Below are 22,324 nucleotides of genomic sequence, written 5' to 3'. Positions count from 1 at the left end.
TGGAGAATATTATGCATTTTTGTTCGTTATATAGCGGAAGCAGTGGAAATAGTATTTTTGTGTCTTCTGAAAAAGGCAAGATACTAATAGATGCTGGGCTTCCTGGAAAAAGTATAGAAAAAGCTCTATGCTCAATAGGGGAATCTCCTGAAGAAATAGATGCTATTTTAGTAACACATGAACATTCTGACCATACTAAAGGAGTTGGAGTTCTTTCTAGAAAATATAATATTCCTATATATACCCATCCCCATACTTGGGAAGCGATGATGTGTAGCATAGGAAAAATCAAAGAAGATAATATTAAATTCATTGATAGCAATAATATTACAATTAAAGATATGGAAATCATGAGTTATAAAATACCTCATGATGCAGCTTATCCTCAGGGATATGCTGTATATCACAAAGGAAAAAAGTTTTGTTTAGCCACAGATTTGGGTCATTTTTCATCAGAAGTAGAGAATATTTTAAAAGATGCTGATGCAATATTGTTAGAAAGCAATCATGATGTAGAGATGTTAAAATTCGGTCCATACCCTTATCCTTTAAAAAGGAGAATTTTAAGCAGTATAGGCCATCTATCTAACGAAGATTGTGGAAAAGCCCTACTTAAAATATTGGGAAACAAAGAAAAAAAAGTAATGTTAGGACATTTAAGCAAGACCAATAATTATCCAGAATTAGCATATCAAACTGTAATAAACATACTCTTAGAAAATGATGTAATATTAGATAAAGATATAAAAATTTTCATGGCTAAAAGGGATATGCCTAGTGACTATATCGAATTTTAAAGAAAGGTGAATAGTATGAAAGGTATTATCAGTATTGTTTTATGTTCTACTTTAATTGTTTCGTCAGTCGCATTAACTTCTTGCGAAAAGAGGGATAAGCTTAGCAAACAGAATAAGCAAAAAATTGAAAAGCTAAATCTTACTAATGATAAAGATAATACGGTAGAACTGCATCTATATTTTGATGCATCAAAAAATAACAAAGCCTCGGAAATAGCCGTGGAGGAGAGACTAATAAAAAATGATGAACTTCTTGGTGAAATTATTATGCTTGAACTTATTAAAGGTCCAACCGTTAATAGTAAACTAAAACCAATTTTGCCAAAGGAAACTAGATTAATATCTTTTTCTATAACTGATAAAATAGCTTATGTTAATTTCAGTAAAGAAGCTATCACCAATATGTCATCAACCAAAGAAGAGGCTTCTTTAAAAAGTATTATTTGGTCATTAACCACAATACCTTCTATAGAAAAAGTAAAATTTCTAGTAGATAACGAGGATATAAAAACTTTGGGTGGAAATTATAACCTATCTAATCCTCTTGGAAGAAATGATATGGATAATGCGAAGCTTAAATAAAAACTGAAATTTAATATTATTTATTGAATGTAAGATAATTTTCTATTATAATATTGTAAATTAAAAACTTTTACTAAAGGAGAAATGTATATGAGTTTATATAAGCAATGGACAGATATGGTTGTAGATTATGTTAGAACAAAAGGGGAGGCAGCCTTTTGGAAAGAATACGGCGCTATTGAAAAAAGTATCTATACTCAAGTTTTAGCTGAACATAATGGCCAAGTTGTTGGAGTTTTAAAGGAATTAGCTGATAAGTATAATACTCCTACAATTTTCTTCATAGGTTTTCTTGACGGAGTAAATGATAGCCTTAAAACCCCATTAGACCTTGATACACTAGATGAAAACTCAGAAGTGAGTTTAGATATTGACTTTGAAAAATTATATTTTAACATGTTAGATGCAAAAGCTGATTATTTATATGAACTTCCACAATGGGAAGCTATCTTCTCTATAGAAAAAAGAAAAGAAATACGTAATCAGTGGAAAGACACAAAAACTGTAGTAAATGATAATAAAATAGGAAGAAATGACCCTTGTTCTTGTGGCAGTGGTAAAAAATACAAAAAATGTTGTGGAAATAACTAATAATTAAATATTATAAGTAAATAATATACTGGGGCTGGCATTTATGCAGCCCTTTTTAAATTAATTTTTATAAAAATCAGGTGATAAATTATGAATATAACTATTATTTCTGTAGGCAAGATTAAGGAAAAGTACTTAAAAGATGCCGTAGGAGAATACTCAAAAAGACTAGGCAGATACTGTAAATTAGATATGATAGAACTTCCCGATGAAAAAACTCCAGATAATGCTTCTGAAAAAGAAGAACTTCAAATAAAAGAAAAAGAGGGAGATTTAATATTAAGAAGTATAAAGGATAATATGTTTGTAATAGCCTTAGATTTAAATGGCAAAGAGCTTACTTCCGTATCTTTTTCAAACTTCATAAATAATCTGGGAGTTAAGGGAGAAAGTAACCTAACTTTTGTTATCGGAGGATCCTTAGGACTATCCCCTCAAGTTTTAAATAGAGCAAACTACAAGCTTTGCTTTTCAAAAATGACCTTTCCCCATCAACTATTTAAAGTAATGCTATTAGAGCAAATATATAGAGGATATAGAATTATGAAAGGCGAACCGTACCATAAATGACGTAGGTTTTTGCTAAACTTTTATAGAAAATAATAATTTCTTATGAATTGCATTTAAAATTTCAAATATATAGTAAGCCATTATAAGAAATCTATACTAAGTTGATATGTATTTTTTATAATGGCTTATTTACAGGTTATTTTAAATATAAATCAATTACTTCCAATGCTTTTTTCTTCATTTCAGAGATAGCGTCAATAGGTTCAATAATTTCAATATCCTTGCCGTATCCAAAAGCAAACTCTATACCCTGCCATATAGCATCAAACTCTATATTAAGATAAATTTCATTTTTTTTAACCATAGTTTCACTTATAGTTATGAATTGTCTTTCTTTTATATGATTTAAGATATAGGGGCTAACTTTAAATGTAAAAGTATGCTTAGGAATTAAACTTTTAAAATTACTAATAGAATTTCTCCAGTAACTTTTTAAGTTGAAATCATATGGTCTAATAAACCTATCATCCATTAATAAAGCAGACTCAATAGAAGTTACTTTATATGTTTTAATAATTTCATTATTTACTGCAACTAAATACCAAATCCCTCGTTTGCAAACTAAACCAAGCGGATTTAGTACTACTTCTTTTGTTTCATTTATTTTTCTATATAATATCTTTAATGATTTTGAGTTCCATATAGCATTTTGCAATACAGAAAGAATGTCTGTATTTACACTAATATTAGTCTCATTCCAAGTATACATATCTATATAGATATAATTTTGAATGTTTTCAAATTCTTTTACTTGATTAGGTGAAGAGTTTCCTAAAATTTTAAGTATTGTAGAATTCTTAAGATTTTCAACGCCTAAATCCTCTAAAATTTTATCACCAGTAGGAATGAATAAAGAGAAAAGTTCATTTTCATTTATTCCTGTAATGGAAGTTTTATAGTCTCCTAAAAGCCTTATCCCACCATTTATACCCTTATCAGAAACTATAGGTACTCCAATACCACTGAGGGTATCAATATCCCTGTAAATAGTTCTTACAGAAACCTCAAGTTTTTTTGATAGTTCAGAAGCAGTTAATTTTTTATGTATTTGTAACAACATTATTATAGAAATTAATCTGTCTGCTCTCATAACCTTCCTCCTATTATATGACATAAGATGTCAACTATTATAGACTATAATTAATTAAGTATCAAACAATAATAATTATAAACTATATGAAGACTAAAATAATATTTTAGATAATAAGGAGGAACTTAATATGAAAAGAAAAATAATTTTAAATTTAGCGATAAGTCTTGATGGATATATAGCGTCAGAAGATGGTGGTTTTGATTGGATAGTTGGAGATGGAGACGACACATTAAATACTAAAAATAAATTCGATTTTGATAAATTTCTAGAAGGAATAGATGTAGTAGTTATGGGTAAAAATTGTTATGCGCAAAATATGCATAATGACTTTAAAAATAAAAAGGTATATGTAGCAACATCAGAAGAAATTCAAAATCAAGACAACATCCACTTTATTAGCGGAGATATATGTAAGGTAATCCAAGAAGAACAAGAGAAGGATGGCAAGGATATATTTCTATTCGGTGGTGGAGGACTTGTAGATAACTTTATTAAGGCTGATATTATTGATGAATATATAATTGGAATAATTCCTACAATATTAGGAAAAGGAAGACCTTTATTTTTAGAAAATAATCCTACAATAAAACTACATCTAAAAGAGTATGTGGTAGATAGCGGTATTACAATTTTAAAATATTCAAAAATATAAACTAATCCTTAACCTTGATATTGGGGTTGGTCACTTAATTATTCATCAAAGGCTTTTAGATTATCAATTGCTTCTTGATTTGGATAGACTCTCATATTATCCCTCCTTCATTTTGTTACAATTTTAGTATATAATTACAATACAATTACATAATTGCGATAATGTTAAGCTTGGTTGACAGATTTCCAATGATAGTTGGTAGAGGTAACAGTTGTCAAATAGTACAATAAAACGGAGGGAATGAGATGAATTTTAATAAAAAGCTATTGTCTTTGAGAAAAGAAAAAGGATTGTCTCAAGATGAATTAGGCAGTCAGTTAAATGTATCAAGACAAACAATATCAAAGTGGGAATTAGGTGAAACAACTCCTGAAATGGATAAATTAATATTAATAAGCGAATTTTTTAATATATCACTAGATGGGTTGGTAAAAGGCACATGCACTTCAGAGGTTAACTCTAAAGTTTCAGATATTTCTGTAGCTAAATTAGATACACCGAAAAAAAGTGTATATGAGATTATTCTTTTACTTGCTAAAATTTTTGGTATGATATTTTTGATTGACGCTATAATTATGATAATATATTTTGTTTCAAATGGATTTCCCGCATAATCAAAATTCATCTTACTACAATAAATAGTAAGGAGAAAAAAGATGAGCATATCACAAATTAAGTCGTCATTTATGAAAAACAAAAATTCAATTGTAGGTATCATAAAATCCATACTGGGGTTTATAGGAATTTACATGGCATCGGGAATTATTGGACAGATATTCATAATTATAGTTTTTAAATGTATTGGTATTAATATTTTTAGTGATGCTATGCCAGATAATATTTTAGTACCAACTATGCGGCTTTTGGGATTTATATTCTTCATTATTGGCACTATTATATACTGCAAATTTATTGAAAAGAGATCTATGCAATCAATGGGCTTCATTAAAAAAGGCTTTATTATCAGCTATTTAAAAGGGTCTATAATAGGTATTATTCTTATATTACCAGTACTACTTATTCCAATTTCTGCTAGAGCTTTAACTTTTAGTGGTATAAATAATGATATAAATTTATTATCAGTAATTTTATTTTTATTTGGTTATATTATTCAAGGTATGGCTGAAGAAGTGATGTGCAGAGGTTATCTAATGACCTCACTTTCTAAAAAAACATCAATGTTTTGGGCAGTTCTCATTAGTTCATTAGTTTTTACATTTCCACATTTACCACCATTGTTTGCAAGTGGTGTTCAATTTGGGACAATTGGTTTTGTTAATACAATGTTATTTTCTATATTTGTTTCTTTATTTATGATAAAAGAAATGAATATATGGATCATAGGTGCTATACATAGTTCATGGAATTATATATTAGAAGTATTCTGTGGAATTAGTATTAGTGGTAGAAAAGTAAACACATCAATTTTGATTTTTACTGGCAATGAATCTAAAAGCTTAATTAATGGTGGAATATATGGATTAGAGGCAGGGATTATAACTACTGCCATATTAATAATTTCTATAGCAGTTCTAATATTTACAATTAAAAGAAAGGCCACACTTAGAAGCGCTACGAGGACCGTATCATAAATAGTTTACACTTTCTCGAAATCTATTAATATATGATAAAATATATGGCAATACCCGAAATGGATATTGCCATTTTATAAGGAGTTACTGGACAAACCTCTTTATTTTTTTGATAGTTCACTTAATATCCTAACGATATTCTCCTTTGTTATGTTTTTCTCTCTTAAGACTACTTCTCCTTCTTTTGTGAAAATTAAGCCCGGTGCTTCTACATTTCCCAGCCTAGAAGCTAAGCTTGAATTTTTGTATACGTCTATCTTATTCACTTGAAGGGTAGCTGCCATTTCTGACTCCACTTCTTCAATAATCTTCAATAACTCTCTACTCTCCTCATCAATAGGAGACCATAGATAAATTAGTCCTAATTTATTCTTTTGCATTATTTCTTCTTCAAATATCTCTGACTCTGCAATATATTTCTCCGCACCAACTCCTGCTATAGCTCCGTCGCCAACAGCTGTAGATACTTGTTTTAAAAACTTATCTCTTACATCTCCCGTTGCAAATACTCCCTCTACATTAGTTTCCATATTTTCATTGGTCTTAATAAAACCTTGAGGGGTTAAGTCAATTTGTCCCTTGAATATTTCTGTATTAGGTAAATATCCGATAAATAAAAAGCATCCATCTACCCTTGTGTCTATAAGTTCTCCAGTCTTAACATTTTTAAGTACTACCTTATTTAATCTCTCTTCTCCCTCAAAAGAATGTACCATTGTATTCCATACAAATTCCATCTTAGGGTTTTTAAGAGCTTGTGCTTGAGCTATCTTATTGGCATCCATAATTCCTTCATCATGAATAACTGATACTATTACCTTATCTGCAAATTTTGTTAAAAACATGCCTTCCTCAATTGCTGCATCTCCACTACCTATAATCATAACAGTTTTCCCAGTATAATATGCAGCATCACAAGTAGCACAGAAGGAAATACCCTTATCATATAGGAAATTTTCTTCATTTAATGCCTTTGTAAGTCTTGGCTTGCCACCGGTAGATATAATTACGGTTTTAGCATGGTATACTGTCCTAAAGGTTTCCACTAACTTGTCTTTTCCCTCTAGATTAACACCTCTAACGTCTGTAAGCTTAAAATTCACTCCAAATTTTTTAGCTTGCTTATGGAATAAATTCATAAGTTCTGTGCCTGAAATATCCTCTGGGAAACCAGGATAATTAGCTATTTCACTGGTATAGGTAGCAAGTCCACCCACAAGAGATTTTTCAATTAATAAAGTTTTAAGCTGTGCTCTACCACAATATATAGCGGAGGTTAACCCACCGGCACCTCCTCCTATTATAACTACGTCATAATATTCATGCTTTTTTTCCATAGTCTTCCCTACCTTTCACCTTCTTTAAAAATTTAAAAAGGTTTTAATTTATACTTGTTTTTTATTCTCAACCTAAATCATAAGGTGGCTCTATTAAAGCCACCTTGATTTACGAAATATGAACAATATCATTACATAAAATATTTAACTAAAAGCTTGCTTCCAATCCAAGCACCTATAAATATGAATATCCAATACATCCAACCATGTAGAGACATGGAAGCTATTCCACTAAATAAAGCCCCTATATTACATCCAAAAGATATTCTTGCACCGTACCCCATAAGCAATCCTCCAAGGATAGCTGCTATTACTTGCTTCATGGATTTAATTTTTTTAATCCTAAATTGAGAAGCTAATAAGGTCGCTAAAAAAGCTCCCACAATTATGCCTACATTAGATACAGAATGCATATCATTTATAAATCCACCGCTTAATGCTGCAGCATGAGACTTTTGTTGAAAGTAATACCAATTTTCAGGGTGCCCACCAAAGAATTTATAAATCCATGCTCCCCAGTAGGATAGAGGAGTAGTAACTCCCCAAGCTTTTCCTGTGGATGCAAACATACCTATATTAAGCAGTCCTAGTATTACTCCTCCAGTTACATAAGTCCAAGGATCTTTAAGAAGCTTTTTATAGTATGGATTATTTTTAATTTCCATTTTATATCCTCCTATTCAAACTTCTAGTAATTACTTAGTCTTTTCAATAAATATCTCCCATTGACCATCATCTACTTCTTCAATTTCCACATTATGACCTTCTTTTCTAGCCCATTCCGGTATATTTTTCATTGCACAACTATGATCTATATCAACTATTAATGCTTCTCCCACCTTCATAGTTTCCATCTTCTTTTGAGTTTTAATTAAAGGTACTGGACAAGCCTCTCCTAAACAATCTAATCTTTTTTCTGACATAACAAATTCCTCCTTAAAAATATTTAATAAATAAATTAATTTTCTTGAGATTTTTTATTGCCAAACCACTCAGCTAAAATATATAATCCTAATAATGCTATACACTGAAAAGCTACTGCAGGTGCCCATCCTAATACATCAGGCAGAAATACTCCCTTTTCAGGCATAAACTTTTCTGCCCACCAACCGAAATCCTTTGCTCCCCATAAGGAACCTATAACAAAGAATATAAAGGCAAGCATTTGCATTAAAAAGCCTTCTCCCACTCTCATCAGAGTTCCAGAAGCACATCCTCCAGCTATTACTGCACCTATACCAAACATTATGGCTCCAATAGCTATATGCACCCCTACTGGTGATATATTACCTGGTATAGGATTTCCTTTAACATAAGCTCCATATTGAATAGATATAAATCCTACACTAGCAGTAGCTATAGTAATAATAACTGCCTTAGTAAGGGATGTCCCTCCTGTGAGTACTGGATCTCTTAAAGATGCAGTAAAACAAAATCTAGATCTTTGAAGTGTAAATCCTGCTGCTACACCAAACATCCACATTAGGGATGCTCTTGGATTGTTATTTCCCATGAAAAAACCTACTCCAATAATTGCAATAAATAAAGCCACACCAAATGGTATTTGGTTAACCTTTTTCTTTTTAGGTCTTCTTGAAACGGAAGTTTTAACTTCAGACATTTTCTCACCTCCTTAATTGTTTGTTAATTAACTAACTTACAAACTAAGATCTTTACAATATAATTTTACTACATGTAATCTAAAGAAAATCATTAGTTTTTCTGATATAAGATTAGAATTTGTTATACTGATATTTTAATTTTCTGAAAATATTATTGTAATTATATGGTATAATAGTTTTGAAATAATTAAAATATTAACGATCCAAAAGAGGAGAAATTATGAATATAAATTATTTAATATCATTTTTAGAAACTTTGAAGCAAAATAGCATATCAAAAGCTGCATCAAGTCTTCATATGACACAATCTGCCTTAAGTCAGCAAATACAATCTTTAGAGAAAACGCTAGACTCTCAATTAATGATAAGAAGTAATAAAGGACTTCTCTTAACTGAGGAGGGTGAAATCATTGAAAGCTATGCAGAAACTCTAATAAATATATATGAAAATATGATAAAAGAATTAGAACAACTAAAGAAGTCTAATATGCAAAATATAAAAATTTGCTCCTGTAGTACAGTTGGTCAATATCTTTTACCCTGTACATTACATCTTTTTAAAAAAGATAGGCATAATCTTAAATTTAATCTTAGAATTGAAGAGAGTAAAAAAGTTATCGATAGTGTATTGGATTTAAGTTGCGATATTGGTTTTATTAATGGAGAAACAAATATAAAAGGTATGGAATGTTATGAAATATGTAGTAACGAATTAGTATTTATCTACTCCAATAAAAGGAATATAGATAAAACTAATATTAGTATAGAGGAAATATGTGAATTGCCCTTAATACTTCCACCAGAAGGGACGAGCACTAGAGATATGATTAATACACTGATATCTATGAAAAATATAAAAAATTTAAATGTTGAAATGGAACTAGAATCTATTGAAGCGATAAAGGTTTCTGTTATGGCAGATTATGGAGCTTCCATAGTTCCTTATACCTCTGTGAAAAAAGAAATTTATTCAAAAGTCTTGAAAAAAGCCAGTATAACGGAGCAAATATGTGACTGCAAAATAAGTATGATATATAATAAGCATATAGCTTCAAATGTCTACATAAAAGATTTCATAAACTATATTAAAAGATATGGAAGAGAGACCTTTTGTTGATTATACAAAAGGTTTCTTAGTTCTTCTCATTGAAAAGCTTTATAGCTAGTGCTATTGCTTTGTTATAGTAATATACCAAATGCCCATCTCCTCTTCTATGTTTATAGATGCCTTCATTGCATTAAAGGCATCTTTTATATTTTGGCAGGAACAACTATGATCTGTAACTATAGTAATGCTCTCTCCTGAAGTTAGTTTCTTGTAGTTAAGCTTTGCTTTTATTAAAGGAATAGGACAAACATCCAACACACAATCAATAACCCTATTTTTCAAATTTATCCCCCTTTGAATGACAATAATAATTGAATCTATATACTTTGTCACAAGGAATTTTTTACATTATTTACTATATTATACGATAAGAAATTATTCTCTACAAGTAAAACACACCCTTCTTCTTAATAACTCACTTAACAATATGCTTCAAAAGCAATAGAACCTTTTTTAAATACTCCTCCTACATTATTAGATAATGTTTTGATTAAGTAAATGCCAAATGATACAATATTACTAAACTGTGGAAAAATTACTCCACTAACTTAAATGAAACAGGAGAAGTTTTATGAATAATAAAAAACGTAATAAAATCTTACCATCCCAAATACCAGAGATATTAGATATGCTACCACCCTTTGTTAATATACAAGATGAGGACTTTATGTCTATGGGCATTATTTCCAATTGTTCCATTGAAAATGAAACTGCAGAACGTGTGATCTTAAAACAAATTGTATTTAAGAATGTTATATTCAAAGAAGTATCATTTAAGTTTTTTGATTTAACAGATGTTAAATTTGAAGACTGCGACTTATCTAATGCTGATCTGAGCGGTGCGATCATACATAGAGTCGAGATGATAAACTGCAAAATTATGGGCATAAATTTAAGTGAATCCACTCTTCAAAACGTTACCTTTGATAATTGCAATGGTCGCTACGCATTTTTTAGATTTTCTCACTGCAAAAGAGTAAGCTTTAAAAATTCTTTATTACATAGCGTAGACTTCCAGCAATCCCGTTTTTCTGAAGTTGAATTTTTCCATTCTAATTTGCAACAGGCAGAATTATCAGGAACAAATTTAAATGGTATTGATTTAAGTAGTTGTGAAGTAGAAGGAATTGGTGTAAGAATAGAAGATTTATCTGGAGCTGTGGTGTCTCCAATGCAGGCAGTCTTACTCTCAAGACTATTAGGTCTCATCATCAAATATGACTAGAAATAAGAAAAATAATATAAATGAGCAAAACCCTTAAATAATTTCATAAGAAAATCGATAATTATTTATAACAAATAAGATTGGAGAAATAGATTTGAAAAAAAGATTAATTACTAAAATATCACTATTTATTGTATTTGTAATTTTTATTACTATATTTCCAAGGAAATTTGTAGTTCACGGAATGGAGGAATCTACTGATGGTGAGGTACGAGCTGTTTGGATGACCACTGTTCATAATATAGATTGGCCTTCAAACAAACATTATAAAAATATACAGGCGCAAAAATCAACTTTAGTAGATGATATGAAATTTATTCAAGAAAATAATATGAATACTGTCTTCTTTCAAGTTAGAGGAATGGGCGATGCTTTATTTCCATCTACCTATGCTCCATGGTCAAAATATTTAACAGGAACTTTAGGGAAAAATCCTGGATATGATCCGTTGAAATTTGCCTTAGATGAAGCTCATCGTAGAAATTTAGAGTTTCATGCTTGGTTTAATCCCTTTAGAATCGATAGTAATGCTAAATACTTTAATAAACAAATTTATATAAATAGTTTACCTAAGGGCAGTCCATTAAAAAGCAATCCCAATTGGATAATTAGATATGGAAACTACCACTGGTTAGATATAGGCATTCCACAAGCTCGGGAATATGTAATAAATACTATACTAGAGGTTGTTAAAAATTATGATATCGACGGTGTTCACATAGATGATTATTTTTATCCTTATCCTGAAAAAGGAGTTATTTTTCAGGATAGTAATACATACGCACAGTATGGTAAGGGATACTCTTCAATAGCTGATTGGAGAAGAGATAATGTTAATAAATTTATAAAAGAACTCAACAATAGAATAAAAGAAACAAAACCTAATGTAAAATTTGGAGTTAGTCCCTTTGGTATATGGAGAAATGGAACTTCTTTTGGAGGAACACCTACTACTGGATTAAGTAGCTACGACGCTATATATACGGACTCAAAAAAATGGATTGACGAAGAGTGGATTGATTATATTGTTCCTCAAATATATTGGGAATTTGAAAATAAGCACTCTCCTTATGCTACATTGGTAGATTGGTGGTCAAAGCAAGTTGAAGATAAAAATGTTCATTTATATATTGGACATGCTGCATATAAGTTAGGAGATACAAAATCTTATGGTCAGGCATGGGGCAAAAAAAATGAGATTATAAATCAAGTTAAATATGCAAGGAGCAATAAAAATGTTGTGGGAGAAAGCTTTTTTAGCTTAAGAGACTTAAAAGCAAACAAGCTAGGAATTAAAAACATACTAAAAGCTTTTTACCCAACAAAAACAAAAATTCCTCAAATGCATTGGCATGACATGTAATCTTAAAATTAAGAGAACCCCGTTAAGTAAGTACAGTAAAAAACTGTTGCGAAATCTACTTAGCGGGGTAATTTTTATTTTAAATAATATGTTTTAAAAATTTAAATCTTTATAAAATTATTATATAATTCCTAAATTTTCATTAATTAATAGCTAACTAAAACTGTATAAATTATCAAATCTATAGTAATCATTAATAAATCCTTCGTATATCATTTCCTTATTTCTAATTTCAAACAAATCATCTGGTGTAATTAGTTCAGGAATTTTATGTGAATTATAAATGTTGCTTCTAATTAATACTTCCGAGACAAATTGTGAGCAAAAATAATAGTTTCTTCTTTTAAAAGGTTTGTTTAGTAATACCCCAAACAATCCCAAGAAATTATATCTATATTTGTGTTTTTTTATTAAAAAGAATTCTATTTCTCTCTTAAGAGAATTGTATTGTTCCTCAGTAACAGGTATTCTGTATATTAAGCATTCACTTCTTCTAAACTTCCTATAAACTCCACCATATAAGCTTTCTTCAACTAATCCTCCCGAAAAAGGATTATTAGGGTTAGTCCTACCAAAAGAATACATCTTTTTAAAGCTGCTATCAAAGCTAACTGATGCATGTACATATTTAGTTTCGGAGAAGATACTTATTGCCTGTGAAAGCCATGTTCCTGTTCTTGAAAAAATTAAATAAATATATTTACTACTCATTTCATCATACCAAGCTCCTTAATGTTTTTAATATATTTTTTCACATATCTTACTTGTTAATTATAAAACACAAATCTTAACCTATCATGAAATAAACATTATATTTTCCTTAAAAAATTATAAAGTTTGTTTAAATTCTAAAAATACATATATTGAAATAAGCTATTAAGAATGTTATTAAAACACTAAAAAAGAACATATCTTTAATAGGTTAACATAAATATTAAGTATTTTCTTTATTTTATCATAAATAATGGACACTACCAACTATTATTAATAATTGATTATACTAATTCATTATAATACTTCCTCATATAGCATATTATCCCTTATAATAATCAATAATAAGCATTGGATTTTTATTAAAAGAATATCATAATAGAAATAGGATAGTATTAGAATGTGTTACAATATAATTATTACGCTATGTTAGGAGTGAATCAATTGCTTAATGAAGCTTTAACCGCTTTAAATGAGTATTATGGATATAAGAGTTTTAGACAATCCCAAGAAGAGGTAATTAAAAGCATATTGGAAAATAAAGATACCATAGCCATAATGCCTACAGGAGGTGGGAAATCTATTTGCTATCAAATACCAGCTCTAATATTCAATGGTATTACAGTTGTAATTTCTCCTTTGATTTCTCTTATGAAGGACCAAGTTGATGGAATAAAAGAATTAGGAATCAAATGTGACTATATTAATAGCTCTAGAAACAACTCAGAAATTAGAGAGATATTATTTAATCTCTCATCAGATAAAATTAAACTATTATATATAGCTCCTGAACGTCTTGAGTCCCAAGAATTTTGCGAACTTATGAAGGATTTAAATATATCCCAAATAGCAATAGATGAGGCTCATTGTGTCTCTCAATGGGGTCATGATTTCAGAGGAAGCTATAAATACATATCTACTTTTATAAAAACATTGAATAAAAGACCTGTGGTTACAGCTTTTACAGCTACAGCTACGGATGAAGTAAGAGTTGATATAGTAAATCTATTAGGTCTTAATAATCCTAGGTTATTAGTATCAGGATTTGATAGGCCAAACCTAAAAATATCCACATTAAAAGTTCCAGATAGGACGAAATTTTTACTCCAGTATGTGAAAGAAAATAAAGAGGATTCGGGGATTATCTATGCTGCTACAAGAAAAGATGTAGATAAAATTCATTGCTTGCTGATTGATAATAACATAGACGCTTCAAAATATCATGCAGGTTTATCTAATGAAGAACGAAAAAATAATCAAGAGGATTTTGTATATGATAGATCAAAAATAATAGTAGCCACTAATGCTTTTGGAATGGGAATAGATAAATCAAATGTTAGATATGTAATGCATTATAATATGCCTAAGAATATAGAAGCATATTATCAAGAGATAGGTAGAGCAGGCCGTGATGGTGAAAAGAGTGAGTGTATTTTGCTATTTTCGCCCCAAGATATAATAACTCAAAAATATCTTATTGAAATAGGCATTCAATCACCTATGAGGAAAATAAACGAATATAAAAAACTTCAGCAGATGGTAGATTTTATTCATTATAACGGTTGCTTAAGAAAATATATCTTAAATTATTTTGGTGAAGATGTACATTATGATGAATGCGGTAATTGTAGTAATTGCTTAACAGAGGGAGAGCTTATAGATAAAACCCTAGAAGCCCAAAAAGTTCTTTCTTGTATTTATAGAATGAATCAGAGTTTTGGAGTTGGTACTGTTGTAGATGTATTAAGAGGTTCTAGGCAACAAAAAATTATCCAGTATAAGTTTAATGATCTCTCTACATATGGGATAATGAAAGACTATTCTAAAGAAGATTTGAGTAATTTTATTAATACACTAGTAGCCCATGGGTATATAGACTTAAAAGATGGCAAATATCCAACGATTCTATTAAATATGGAATCAATGAAGATATTAAAGAATGAAAAAAAAGTACTACTAAAAGAGATAAATAAGGTTGAGAAAATAAATGTTAATAATAATCTTTTTGAAATTTTAAGAGAATTAAGAGCAGAAATTGCTAAATCTGAAGGGGTTCCCCCTTATGTTGTTTTTCATGATAATACTTTAAGAGAAATGAGCAGTAGATATCCTAAAACTGAAGAAGCAATGATGAATATCTCTGGAGTTGGTAAAGTAAAATTTGAACGATACGGTAAATTGTTTTTAAATAGAATAATAGATTATATAAATGATAACAATATTAACTTTAGTTCAAGTTCTAATGAAGAAAATAAAGATATATTTGAAGTATCTACTGATATGAATTTGTACACTAGATTAAAAGAAGTTAGAAATACAATTGCTAAAAAAGAAAATATTCATTTCACTAAAGTTTTTTCTATAAATACATTAAAAGAAATGAGTGGACGATACCCTCTTTGTAATGAACATTTATTAGATATTTCAGGGGTTGGCCCTGTAAAACTTGAAAAGTATGGTGATTCATTTTTAAAAAGTATTAAAGAGTATTTAGATCAAAATAATATTGTTCCTCATTGGGTTCATAAAGGAAAATCTAAATTAATTATAGATGGAGAAACTAGAACAAATAATGAAATTTCCATAGATATGCTTAAGGAAGGTGCCAGCATAGAGGAGATTGGTGATGAGTTAGAATATTCTATTGGAACTATAATAGGATATGTACTTAAATTTATCCAAGAAGGTAATGATTTAGATGCTAATTTAAATTTAAAACAATACTATAATGAGGAAGAAAAAAATATTATTTTAAATGTAATTAGAGAGTTAGAGAATAGTGATTATAAATCCATTAAAAATAGACTTCCTGAAAATCTTAGTTACGAAACTATTATGGCAGTAATACTAGAATTTCATATATCCAACCATGAAAAATGATTGTATTTAAGGGATAGGATTTTATTTTTAAAATTCTATCCCTTAAATATTTCATACTTGATTTATAAAATAATATATAATTAAGATATATACTAAAATTATTAATGCTAGGAGGATAATTATAATGTTAAATAGATTTCAACTTAAGTTGTTAATGTTATTTTTTATGTTGCTGGATCATGTAGGAAGTTTTATCCCCAACACACCTATTTGGTTAAATTACATTGGTAGAGTAGTTGCTCCTGTATTTTTCTATCTACTAGTAGATGGTTATTTTTATACGAGAAATAAAAATAACTATGCAAAAAGACTTTTTATAGCCTCTGGTATAATGGTTATAGGCAATACATTTTTCTCCATACTGTTCCCAAAAGGAAATCAAATAATAAATTTTAATACTTATATAGTTTTTTTAGTTTTTATCATATTGCTTATAATAGATACTTATTTTCTATGGAAATCTCCTGCCCAGAATAAAGATAGGGTGATATTGAGTGCTTCTGTTTTTGCAATAATTCCTGTAGTTCTCTCTGTAATTTTTCCAGATTTGAAAATTTTAAAAAATAATATATTTTTATCTATGGCTTTTTGTATAATGTGGTTAATTTCTATGGAGGAAGATGCTATCAGAAATAACTCCTTAGGTAAATTTAGAACCATAAGCATATTTTTTCTTTCACTGTTTACAGAGGCAAGCATTCTAGGTCCTTCTATGACTTATATTTTTTATAAATATAGAAAAGACAACAAGGCTTTAATTCTTTATTATTCTATAATATCACTATTTTTCGGCATGGGTAATTTAAGTTATCAAGGGCTATTTTATGAAAATATTCAATGGATGATGATTTTTTCCATACCTTTCTTTTATATTTATAACGGTAAGAAAGGCAATGATTTAAAGTATCTTTTTTACTCTTTCTATCCAATCCATATATGGATATTGTATATAATTTCATTCTTTATAGAAAAATAAATTATTAAATATGGTGTAGTAAAATTTTACTACACCATATTGTTTTTCTTTTTTATTTTTAATATGTTTATAACTACTTGCACACATCTACCCAAGTACCATCTGTAATTTTTTCTAAGTCCCCCAAACTTATCTTTACTGCTGAATTAGGTGAACCTGCCGCTGGATAAACGAAATCATAAACCTTTAGTGACTGATCTAAAAATACTTTTAATGAATTTTTCAAACCAAAGGGACAAACACCGCCTACAGGATGCCCCGTTATCTCTAACACTTCTTCCGGTGACAGCATTTTAGCTTTAGCTGAAAAAACATCTTTAAATTTTCTATTGTCTACTTTCATATCTCCTTTAGCCAAAATTAAAATTGTCTCATCCTTAATACTAAAAGCCATTGTTTTAGCTATCCTTCCTGGTTCAACTTCTAGAGCCTTTGAAGCTAACTCTACAGTAGCGCTGCTCACATCAAACTCTAAAATTTCAAGATTAATTTTCTTACTTTTAAATTCTTCCTTAACTGCTTCTATACCCATTTTCATTAGCTCCCTCTAGCTATAAACTTTTAAACAATTATAGCATATTTACCTCTTTAAATTCATTATTTTCTGTTTTTGCTGTTATTTTAGCTTTTTTTATACTTTTTGTTTGCATTAAGTCAAAATTGATGATATTATGTCGGTTATGTCTATTTATAATTATATTTTTAGGAGGACTATATGAAATCAAACGAAACTCAAAATGTAAAAATTGTTACCGCTGATCCATCAGCTTTAGGCCTTTTAGGACTAGCTATGGTTACATTAGTAGCCTCTACTCAAAAACTTGGAATTACTAGTGAAGTATCTCTTGTAATTCCTTGGGCAATTTTCTTAGGTGCATTTGCACAATTATTTGCTTGTATCAATGATGCTAAAAAGAACAATGTCTTTGGAGCTACCGCTTTTGGTGGATATGCCTTCTTCTGGTTTGGTACTGCTACTTCTTGGTTAATACAAATGGGAGTATTCGGTGAAAAACTAGCATCTACTGCTGATCCTAAACAACTTGGTTTTGCATTTATCGGTTATTTAATTTTTACTATTTATATGACTATAGGAGCAATGGAAACACATAAGGTATTATTTATAATATTCTTCTTAATAACCCTTTTATTTTTAGGACTATCTTTAAGCTCCTTCCACATAGCTTATGGATTTTCAAGCAAACTGGCTGGTTATTCAGAACTATTAATATCACTATTTTCATTTTATGGTTCTGCAGCATCAGTTTTAAATGCGCATTTTGAAAGAGAATTTTTACCTGTGGGAAAACCTTTTGGTATATTTAAAAAATAGTTACATATTAATCATATAAAAACAAAAGTGTCCCCTTTTTATTGGGACACTTCTACTTTCTTCTCTAATTCTTCAATTAAAGAAATATATTTATTTTGAACACCTGTCTGGTTTGCTTTTTCTTCTACTTCTCTACTTCTTGTATTTAGTATATCTTTGCTTTTTTCTGATAGAGAACGTTCTGCAAAAGTATATATGATACTATCTTCTTTATCTATGTGACGATTCAACAAATCTGTATAGGATATAGCATTAGCGATTACATCTAGTTTAGCTTCTTCATTACCATTTTCTAATTCTTTTAAAGCCAGTTCTAAATTATGCATATATAATCTTCCCAAATCATGTTCTATTAACATTCCTGTAATTGGCCCCTTTTTACCCATTTCAAATTCTTCATCCATTAAAGTAAATAATATATTTTCTTCTTTACTATGGTGGTGCTTATCAGCATAATTTCTAACAAAATCTATTATTCTATAAAAATCATTATAATCTACATTTTCATCTTTGAGCACCTTATAGCAATATCTTCTTATTACCTTTAGCATTCTCTTAATGTTTTTATGCTCTTCAACCATCAATTCTATAGCATTCATATCTATTCCCCTTTATTTTTTAATTTCATGAACTCTCATACCATTTTTAATAGATGTATAATAATTAAATGGAGTATTTAAGGCTTTTACAAAAGACTTTATCCAAGCTTCTCTGAGTATATAAAAGTTGTTTACATCTCCGCCTTCCTTTTTCCAATATGGCATATGTAAGCAGTTAGTAGTTATCCAACTATATATATCCTCACTATTCTCTAAAGTTTCATTCACTCTATCACAAGGCATTCCCTCTAATATATAGTCATTTAACATGTTATAAACTTCCGTAGGCGTAGATATTGTAGATTTTTCTGCATATTCACTACCTAATTTACTACCCTGTTTTTCAAATATGTTTGTTAAGTCTTTAATACTTTCTGGAGAGGTTTTTAGTATTTTTGTAATCCAAGCACTTTGTCGTCCTTCCGATCTAGATATTTTATCTTGTAGCCATCCATGTATGTTGGAAGTATCTATCATTTCTTCTAATGACTTATTTTCCATTGGTTCCCCATATTTACTATATATCTCTTCCTTCCATTCATCTACAGGTAAATCACCCTTTTCTTTTGCCCAATTAACTATATTTTCTTCCAATCCTTCAAACCATTTAATTTTATTGAATAACCAATAATGTATTTTGCCTAAAAATAAGCTCATCCTTATTCCTCCTCTATCTATTTAACCCTTCTAAAGATTTTATTAAAGCTTTATCATCTCTGGTTTTATTCCTATTATTTCCCCTATTAACATTTCCTTATTAATTGTTTTTATTCCCTCCCATGCACATAGTAGTTTCTCGCTTAATTTCTAAATTTATAATCTTATTATAATTATTATTTCCACTAATTTCTGTAACATAAGTTACGAATCAAAAATAATGTATATGTTTTTTGTATACTTTCTTGATTAATTCCTTATATTTACACTAACTTGCCTTTATAATATAATGAAATATGTATTAATAATATAGTAAAGATACTTACAGTTGATTATTTAACAAAGGATGGTGATTCAAATAAAAGATAAGTTTAAAGATAAAGCCTTATTGGCTGATTTATCTCTGCTATTTGTAGCTATAGTATGGGGTAGTGGTTTTGTGGCTACTAAAAATGCATTAGATACCTATTCTCCTTATTTTATAATGGCTTCTAGGTTTTCTATTGCTTGTTTATTTATAGGAGTAATATTTGCAAAAAAAATAAAAAAGATCAATAGAAATGATCTTTTTGCTGGATCTATAATCGGATTTTTTCTTTTTCTAGGCTTTGCTGCTCAGACAATAGGTCTTCAATATACTACTGCTGCAAAACAAGCCTTTTTAACAGGCACTAATGTGATTATGGTTCCTTTCATATATTGGATAATCAAAAAACAAAAACCTGATATTTACAACCTTGCTGCCGCTTTTTTATGCTTTATTGGTATAGGATTTTTAACTTTAGAGGGTAGTTTACACATAAACTTTGGAGACGGACTTACTTTAATGTGCGCTTTATTTTTTGCCTGCCACATAGTTTCAGTAGGGTATTTTATTGAAAAACATGATCCTATAATACTTACTTTTATTCAGTTTCTAGTGGCCTCTATATTATCTATTATAAGCATCTTTATATTTAATGAACTACCTTTATCTTTTTCCAGAAAAGGAATTCTCCCAATTCTATATTTAGGATTATTTAGCACACTATTAGCTTTTTTAATACAAAATATAGCTCAAAAATTTACTACTCCAACCCATACAGCAATTATTTTATGTCTTGAGTCCGTATTTGGAAGCTTATTATCTTGCTTTTTATTGGGAGAGGCTTTCACATATAAAATGTTTATAGGATGTGGAACAATTTTTCTTGCTATTATAACAGCAGAGACAAAATGGGAATTTTTAAAACCTACAAAAGAAAATAGTTATGACTGCTGATGAAAATTTATTTACTTCATGAAAATTATTCATTTTCATGAAGTGAACAAATCTTTTCCCAAACATCTGGATGGGTCTTTTTTAAATTTATAATTTTAAAATTATCATTTATAAATACTTGAGAAGTATAGCCCTTTGCTAAAAGTTTGCCATCCTCTTCCCTTATTACGTTGTAATTAAATATAACCTTTATGGGACTTAGTTCCTTAACAAATGTCTCAATTATTATGCTATCATCGTATTTAGCTCCTTCTATGTATTTGCAGTAAGTTTCTACTAAAGGCATCATAATTCCTTTGTCTTCCATATATTTATAAGTCATGCCAGATTTGAGTATATATTCTCCTCTTCCAATTTCAAACCAAGTGTAGTAGTTGGCGTGGTAAACTATCCCCATTTTATCTGTTTCTGCATATCTAACTTTTATTCTTGCTCTACTTTTGTACACAAATATCCCCACTTTCTTTAAAATTAGTATATAAGTTTTATCAACTATTGATTAAACTATACATAAAGTATAACATTATATATAGTTTAATTAAATAAAATTGCTGTAGCATAAGTTACTCGAGATAGGAGGATTATAAATATGAGATTACTATTAACAAACGATGATGGAATAGATTCAATATCATTGCATATTCTAGCAAAAGAGCTTCAAAAAAAACATGAAATAATAATTGTGGCTCCTAGTACCCAAAGAAGTGCTGCAAGTCATTCTATAACTATCCATAACCCGCTTTCAGTAAAGGAAGTTAATATACCTGAAATAAGCTCTAAAGCTTATAGCGTTGATGGTACTCCTGCTGACTGCGTTAGAGTTGGATTAGAAAAAATAATAACTAAACCTGTAGATATGGTTATATCAGGTACTAATATAGGTGCTAATTTAGGAATGGATATTCTCTACTCTGGAACTGTTTCTGCTGCTGTAGAGGCTGCCATTAACAAGATTCCCTCTGTTGCTATATCCTGTGAGGTAGATTTCTTAGCTGAAACAAAAGAAGAGCATTTTATCACCGCTGCTAAATATGCTTCTAAAGTAATTGAAATATCAAAAAATAATCTTATAGCTAATGACATAGTATTAAATGTGAATGTTCCTGCTATAAAAGAAGAAGAAATAAAAGGTATTAAGGTTTGCCCTATGGGAGGTAATCTATACGAGTTTTTTTATGAAGAAAAATCTCATGAAGATGGCACTATGCAATTATCTCTCTCTGGTAGACATAATCAAAATATACAAGGAAGTACAGATGTATACTATCTAAAAAATGGGTATGTAACACTTACTCCTCTTCACTATGATTTTACAAACTTTAAAATACTAAATGAGGTAAATGGGTGGTTCACTCCATAATTTTATGGCGTGAAC

At 29.4% G+C, this 22,324-nt stretch carries 26 protein-coding genes; 15 read left to right on the top strand and 11 right to left on the bottom strand.

All coding sequences use genetic code 11. The annotated features are described in order from the left end of the window. The first annotated feature begins 11 nt into the window (after nucleotides 1–11). From RYO54_RS07560 to rlmH, 4 genes are all read left to right on the top strand, one after another. Complete coding sequence (locus tag RYO54_RS07560; protein WP_315117196.1) at nucleotides 12–797, top strand: MBL fold metallo-hydrolase; 786 nt, start codon at nucleotides 12–14, stop codon at nucleotides 795–797. Between the two features lie 15 nt (nucleotides 798–812). Beyond that, on the top strand, nucleotides 813–1,379 hold the full coding sequence (locus tag RYO54_RS07555; RefSeq protein WP_315117256.1) for a GerMN domain-containing protein: 567 nt from the start codon (nucleotides 813–815) through the stop codon (nucleotides 1,377–1,379). A gap of 90 nt (nucleotides 1,380–1,469) precedes the next feature. Continuing rightward, entirely contained in the window at nucleotides 1,470–1,970 is a 501-nt protein-coding gene (locus RYO54_RS07550) for an SEC-C metal-binding domain-containing protein (RefSeq protein ID WP_315117194.1), read from the top strand. 90 nt (nucleotides 1,971–2,060) lie between these two features. Further along, a complete protein-coding gene (gene rlmH / locus RYO54_RS07545) occupies nucleotides 2,061–2,540 on the top strand; it encodes a 23S rRNA (pseudouridine(1915)-N(3))-methyltransferase RlmH (protein WP_315117192.1) in 480 nt (159 codons plus the stop codon). A gap of 136 nt (nucleotides 2,541–2,676) precedes the next feature. Here the strand turns inward: rlmH and RYO54_RS07540 are convergent, their stop codons facing one another. After that, on the bottom strand, nucleotides 2,677–3,630 hold the full coding sequence (locus RYO54_RS07540) for a YafY family protein (protein WP_315117190.1): 954 nt from the start codon (nucleotides 3,628–3,630) through the stop codon (nucleotides 2,677–2,679). Nucleotides 3,631–3,760: 130 nt separating this feature from the next. Between RYO54_RS07540 and RYO54_RS07535 the strand changes: the two genes are divergently transcribed. The 3 genes from RYO54_RS07535 (at nucleotide 3,761) to RYO54_RS07525 (ending at nucleotide 5,877) form a co-directional block, all read left to right on the top strand. Then, complete coding sequence (locus tag RYO54_RS07535; RefSeq protein WP_315117188.1) at nucleotides 3,761–4,285, top strand: dihydrofolate reductase family protein; 525 nt, start codon at nucleotides 3,761–3,763, stop codon at nucleotides 4,283–4,285. Between the two features lie 245 nt (nucleotides 4,286–4,530). Beyond that, nucleotides 4,531–4,899, top strand: a complete 369-nt coding sequence (locus tag RYO54_RS07530; RefSeq protein ID WP_315117186.1) for a helix-turn-helix domain-containing protein — start codon at nucleotides 4,531–4,533, stop codon at nucleotides 4,897–4,899. Between the two features lie 72 nt (nucleotides 4,900–4,971). Further along, nucleotides 4,972–5,877 carry a CPBP family intramembrane glutamic endopeptidase gene (locus RYO54_RS07525; RefSeq protein WP_315117184.1) on the top strand — a complete coding sequence of 302 codons (906 nt, stop codon included), beginning with the start codon at nucleotides 4,972–4,974 and terminating at the stop codon, nucleotides 5,875–5,877. Between the two features lie 101 nt (nucleotides 5,878–5,978). Here the strand turns inward: RYO54_RS07525 and RYO54_RS07520 are convergent, their stop codons facing one another. From RYO54_RS07520 to RYO54_RS07505, 4 genes are all read right to left on the bottom strand, one after another. Beyond that, nucleotides 5,979–7,214 (bottom strand): FAD-dependent oxidoreductase, encoded by a 1,236-nt coding sequence (locus RYO54_RS07520; protein ID WP_315117182.1) that lies wholly within the window; start codon nucleotides 7,212–7,214, stop codon nucleotides 5,979–5,981. A gap of 131 nt (nucleotides 7,215–7,345) precedes the next feature. Beyond that, the gene (locus RYO54_RS07515; RefSeq protein WP_315117180.1) at nucleotides 7,346–7,879 is read right to left on the bottom strand and encodes a YeeE/YedE thiosulfate transporter family protein; all 534 of its coding nucleotides are present in this window, start codon (nucleotides 7,877–7,879) and stop codon (nucleotides 7,346–7,348) included. A gap of 30 nt (nucleotides 7,880–7,909) precedes the next feature. After that, entirely contained in the window at nucleotides 7,910–8,137 is a 228-nt protein-coding gene (locus RYO54_RS07510; protein ID WP_216440918.1) for a sulfurtransferase TusA family protein, read from the bottom strand. 35 nt (nucleotides 8,138–8,172) lie between these two features. Continuing rightward, nucleotides 8,173–8,835 carry a YeeE/YedE thiosulfate transporter family protein gene (locus RYO54_RS07505; RefSeq protein WP_315117177.1) on the bottom strand — a complete coding sequence of 221 codons (663 nt, stop codon included), beginning with the start codon at nucleotides 8,833–8,835 and terminating at the stop codon, nucleotides 8,173–8,175. 221 nt (nucleotides 8,836–9,056) lie between these two features. On the opposite strand from RYO54_RS07505, the gene RYO54_RS07500 reads away from it, so the two are divergent. Beyond that, entirely contained in the window at nucleotides 9,057–9,953 is an 897-nt protein-coding gene (locus RYO54_RS07500) for a LysR family transcriptional regulator (RefSeq protein ID WP_315117175.1), read from the top strand. 51 nt (nucleotides 9,954–10,004) lie between these two features. On the opposite strand, the gene RYO54_RS07495 is transcribed toward RYO54_RS07500, so the two are convergent. After that, a complete protein-coding gene (locus tag RYO54_RS07495) occupies nucleotides 10,005–10,226 on the bottom strand; it encodes a sulfurtransferase TusA family protein (RefSeq protein ID WP_315117173.1) in 222 nt (73 codons plus the stop codon). A gap of 346 nt (nucleotides 10,227–10,572) precedes the next feature. Here RYO54_RS07495 and RYO54_RS07490 point away from each other — a divergent pair, with 346 nt between their 5' ends. Next, entirely contained in the window at nucleotides 10,573–11,169 is a 597-nt protein-coding gene (locus RYO54_RS07490) for a pentapeptide repeat-containing protein (protein ID WP_315117172.1), read from the top strand. 94 nt (nucleotides 11,170–11,263) lie between these two features. Further along, nucleotides 11,264–12,532, top strand: coding sequence for a family 10 glycosylhydrolase (locus RYO54_RS07485; RefSeq protein WP_315117170.1), 1,269 nt, complete (start codon nucleotides 11,264–11,266; stop codon nucleotides 12,530–12,532). Between the two features lie 153 nt (nucleotides 12,533–12,685). On the opposite strand, the gene RYO54_RS07480 is transcribed toward RYO54_RS07485, so the two are convergent. Beyond that, entirely contained in the window at nucleotides 12,686–13,243 is a 558-nt protein-coding gene (locus RYO54_RS07480; protein ID WP_315117169.1) for a hypothetical protein, read from the bottom strand. 426 nt (nucleotides 13,244–13,669) lie between these two features. On the opposite strand from RYO54_RS07480, the gene recQ reads away from it, so the two are divergent. After that, entirely contained in the window at nucleotides 13,670–16,123 is a 2,454-nt protein-coding gene (gene recQ, locus RYO54_RS07475) for a DNA helicase RecQ (protein WP_315117167.1), read from the top strand. A 124-nt stretch (nucleotides 16,124–16,247) separates the two neighbouring features. Next, nucleotides 16,248–17,099, top strand: a complete 852-nt coding sequence (locus tag RYO54_RS07470) for a TraX family protein (protein ID WP_315117165.1) — start codon at nucleotides 16,248–16,250, stop codon at nucleotides 17,097–17,099. A 73-nt stretch (nucleotides 17,100–17,172) separates the two neighbouring features. Here RYO54_RS07470 and RYO54_RS07465 read toward each other — a convergent pair whose 3' ends face one another. After that, nucleotides 17,173–17,631, bottom strand: a complete 459-nt coding sequence (locus RYO54_RS07465; protein WP_315117255.1) for a YbaK/EbsC family protein — start codon at nucleotides 17,629–17,631, stop codon at nucleotides 17,173–17,175. 183 nt (nucleotides 17,632–17,814) lie between these two features. Between RYO54_RS07465 and RYO54_RS07460 the strand changes: the two genes are divergently transcribed. Further along, a complete protein-coding gene (locus tag RYO54_RS07460) occupies nucleotides 17,815–18,432 on the top strand; it encodes an acetate uptake transporter (RefSeq protein WP_216440929.1) in 618 nt (205 codons plus the stop codon). A gap of 38 nt (nucleotides 18,433–18,470) precedes the next feature. Here RYO54_RS07460 and RYO54_RS07455 read toward each other — a convergent pair whose 3' ends face one another. Then, nucleotides 18,471–19,031, bottom strand: coding sequence for a hemerythrin domain-containing protein (locus RYO54_RS07455; RefSeq protein ID WP_315117161.1), 561 nt, complete (start codon nucleotides 19,029–19,031; stop codon nucleotides 18,471–18,473). 12 nt (nucleotides 19,032–19,043) lie between these two features. Further along, complete coding sequence (locus RYO54_RS07450) at nucleotides 19,044–19,688, bottom strand: hypothetical protein (RefSeq protein ID WP_315117158.1); 645 nt, start codon at nucleotides 19,686–19,688, stop codon at nucleotides 19,044–19,046. 349 nt (nucleotides 19,689–20,037) lie between these two features. Here RYO54_RS07450 and RYO54_RS07445 point away from each other — a divergent pair, with 349 nt between their 5' ends. Next, nucleotides 20,038–20,949: a DMT family transporter gene (locus tag RYO54_RS07445; protein WP_399549185.1), complete on the top strand. Its 912-nt coding sequence runs from the start codon at nucleotides 20,038–20,040 to the stop codon at nucleotides 20,947–20,949. Nucleotides 20,950–20,974: 25 nt separating this feature from the next. Here RYO54_RS07445 and RYO54_RS07440 read toward each other — a convergent pair whose 3' ends face one another. After that, complete coding sequence (locus RYO54_RS07440) at nucleotides 20,975–21,397, bottom strand: thioesterase family protein (protein WP_315117154.1); 423 nt, start codon at nucleotides 21,395–21,397, stop codon at nucleotides 20,975–20,977. 141 nt (nucleotides 21,398–21,538) lie between these two features. Here RYO54_RS07440 and surE point away from each other — a divergent pair, with 141 nt between their 5' ends. Beyond that, nucleotides 21,539–22,309, top strand: a complete 771-nt coding sequence (gene surE / locus RYO54_RS07435) for a 5'/3'-nucleotidase SurE (protein ID WP_315117153.1) — start codon at nucleotides 21,539–21,541, stop codon at nucleotides 22,307–22,309. Nucleotides 22,310–22,324 lie beyond the last annotated feature (15 nt).

The organism is uncultured Clostridium sp., from assembly GCF_963515715.1.
Taxonomy (GTDB): Bacteria; Bacillota; Clostridia; order Clostridiales; family Clostridiaceae; genus Clostridium_AW.
This window is presented reverse-complemented; position numbering and strand designations above follow the sequence as displayed.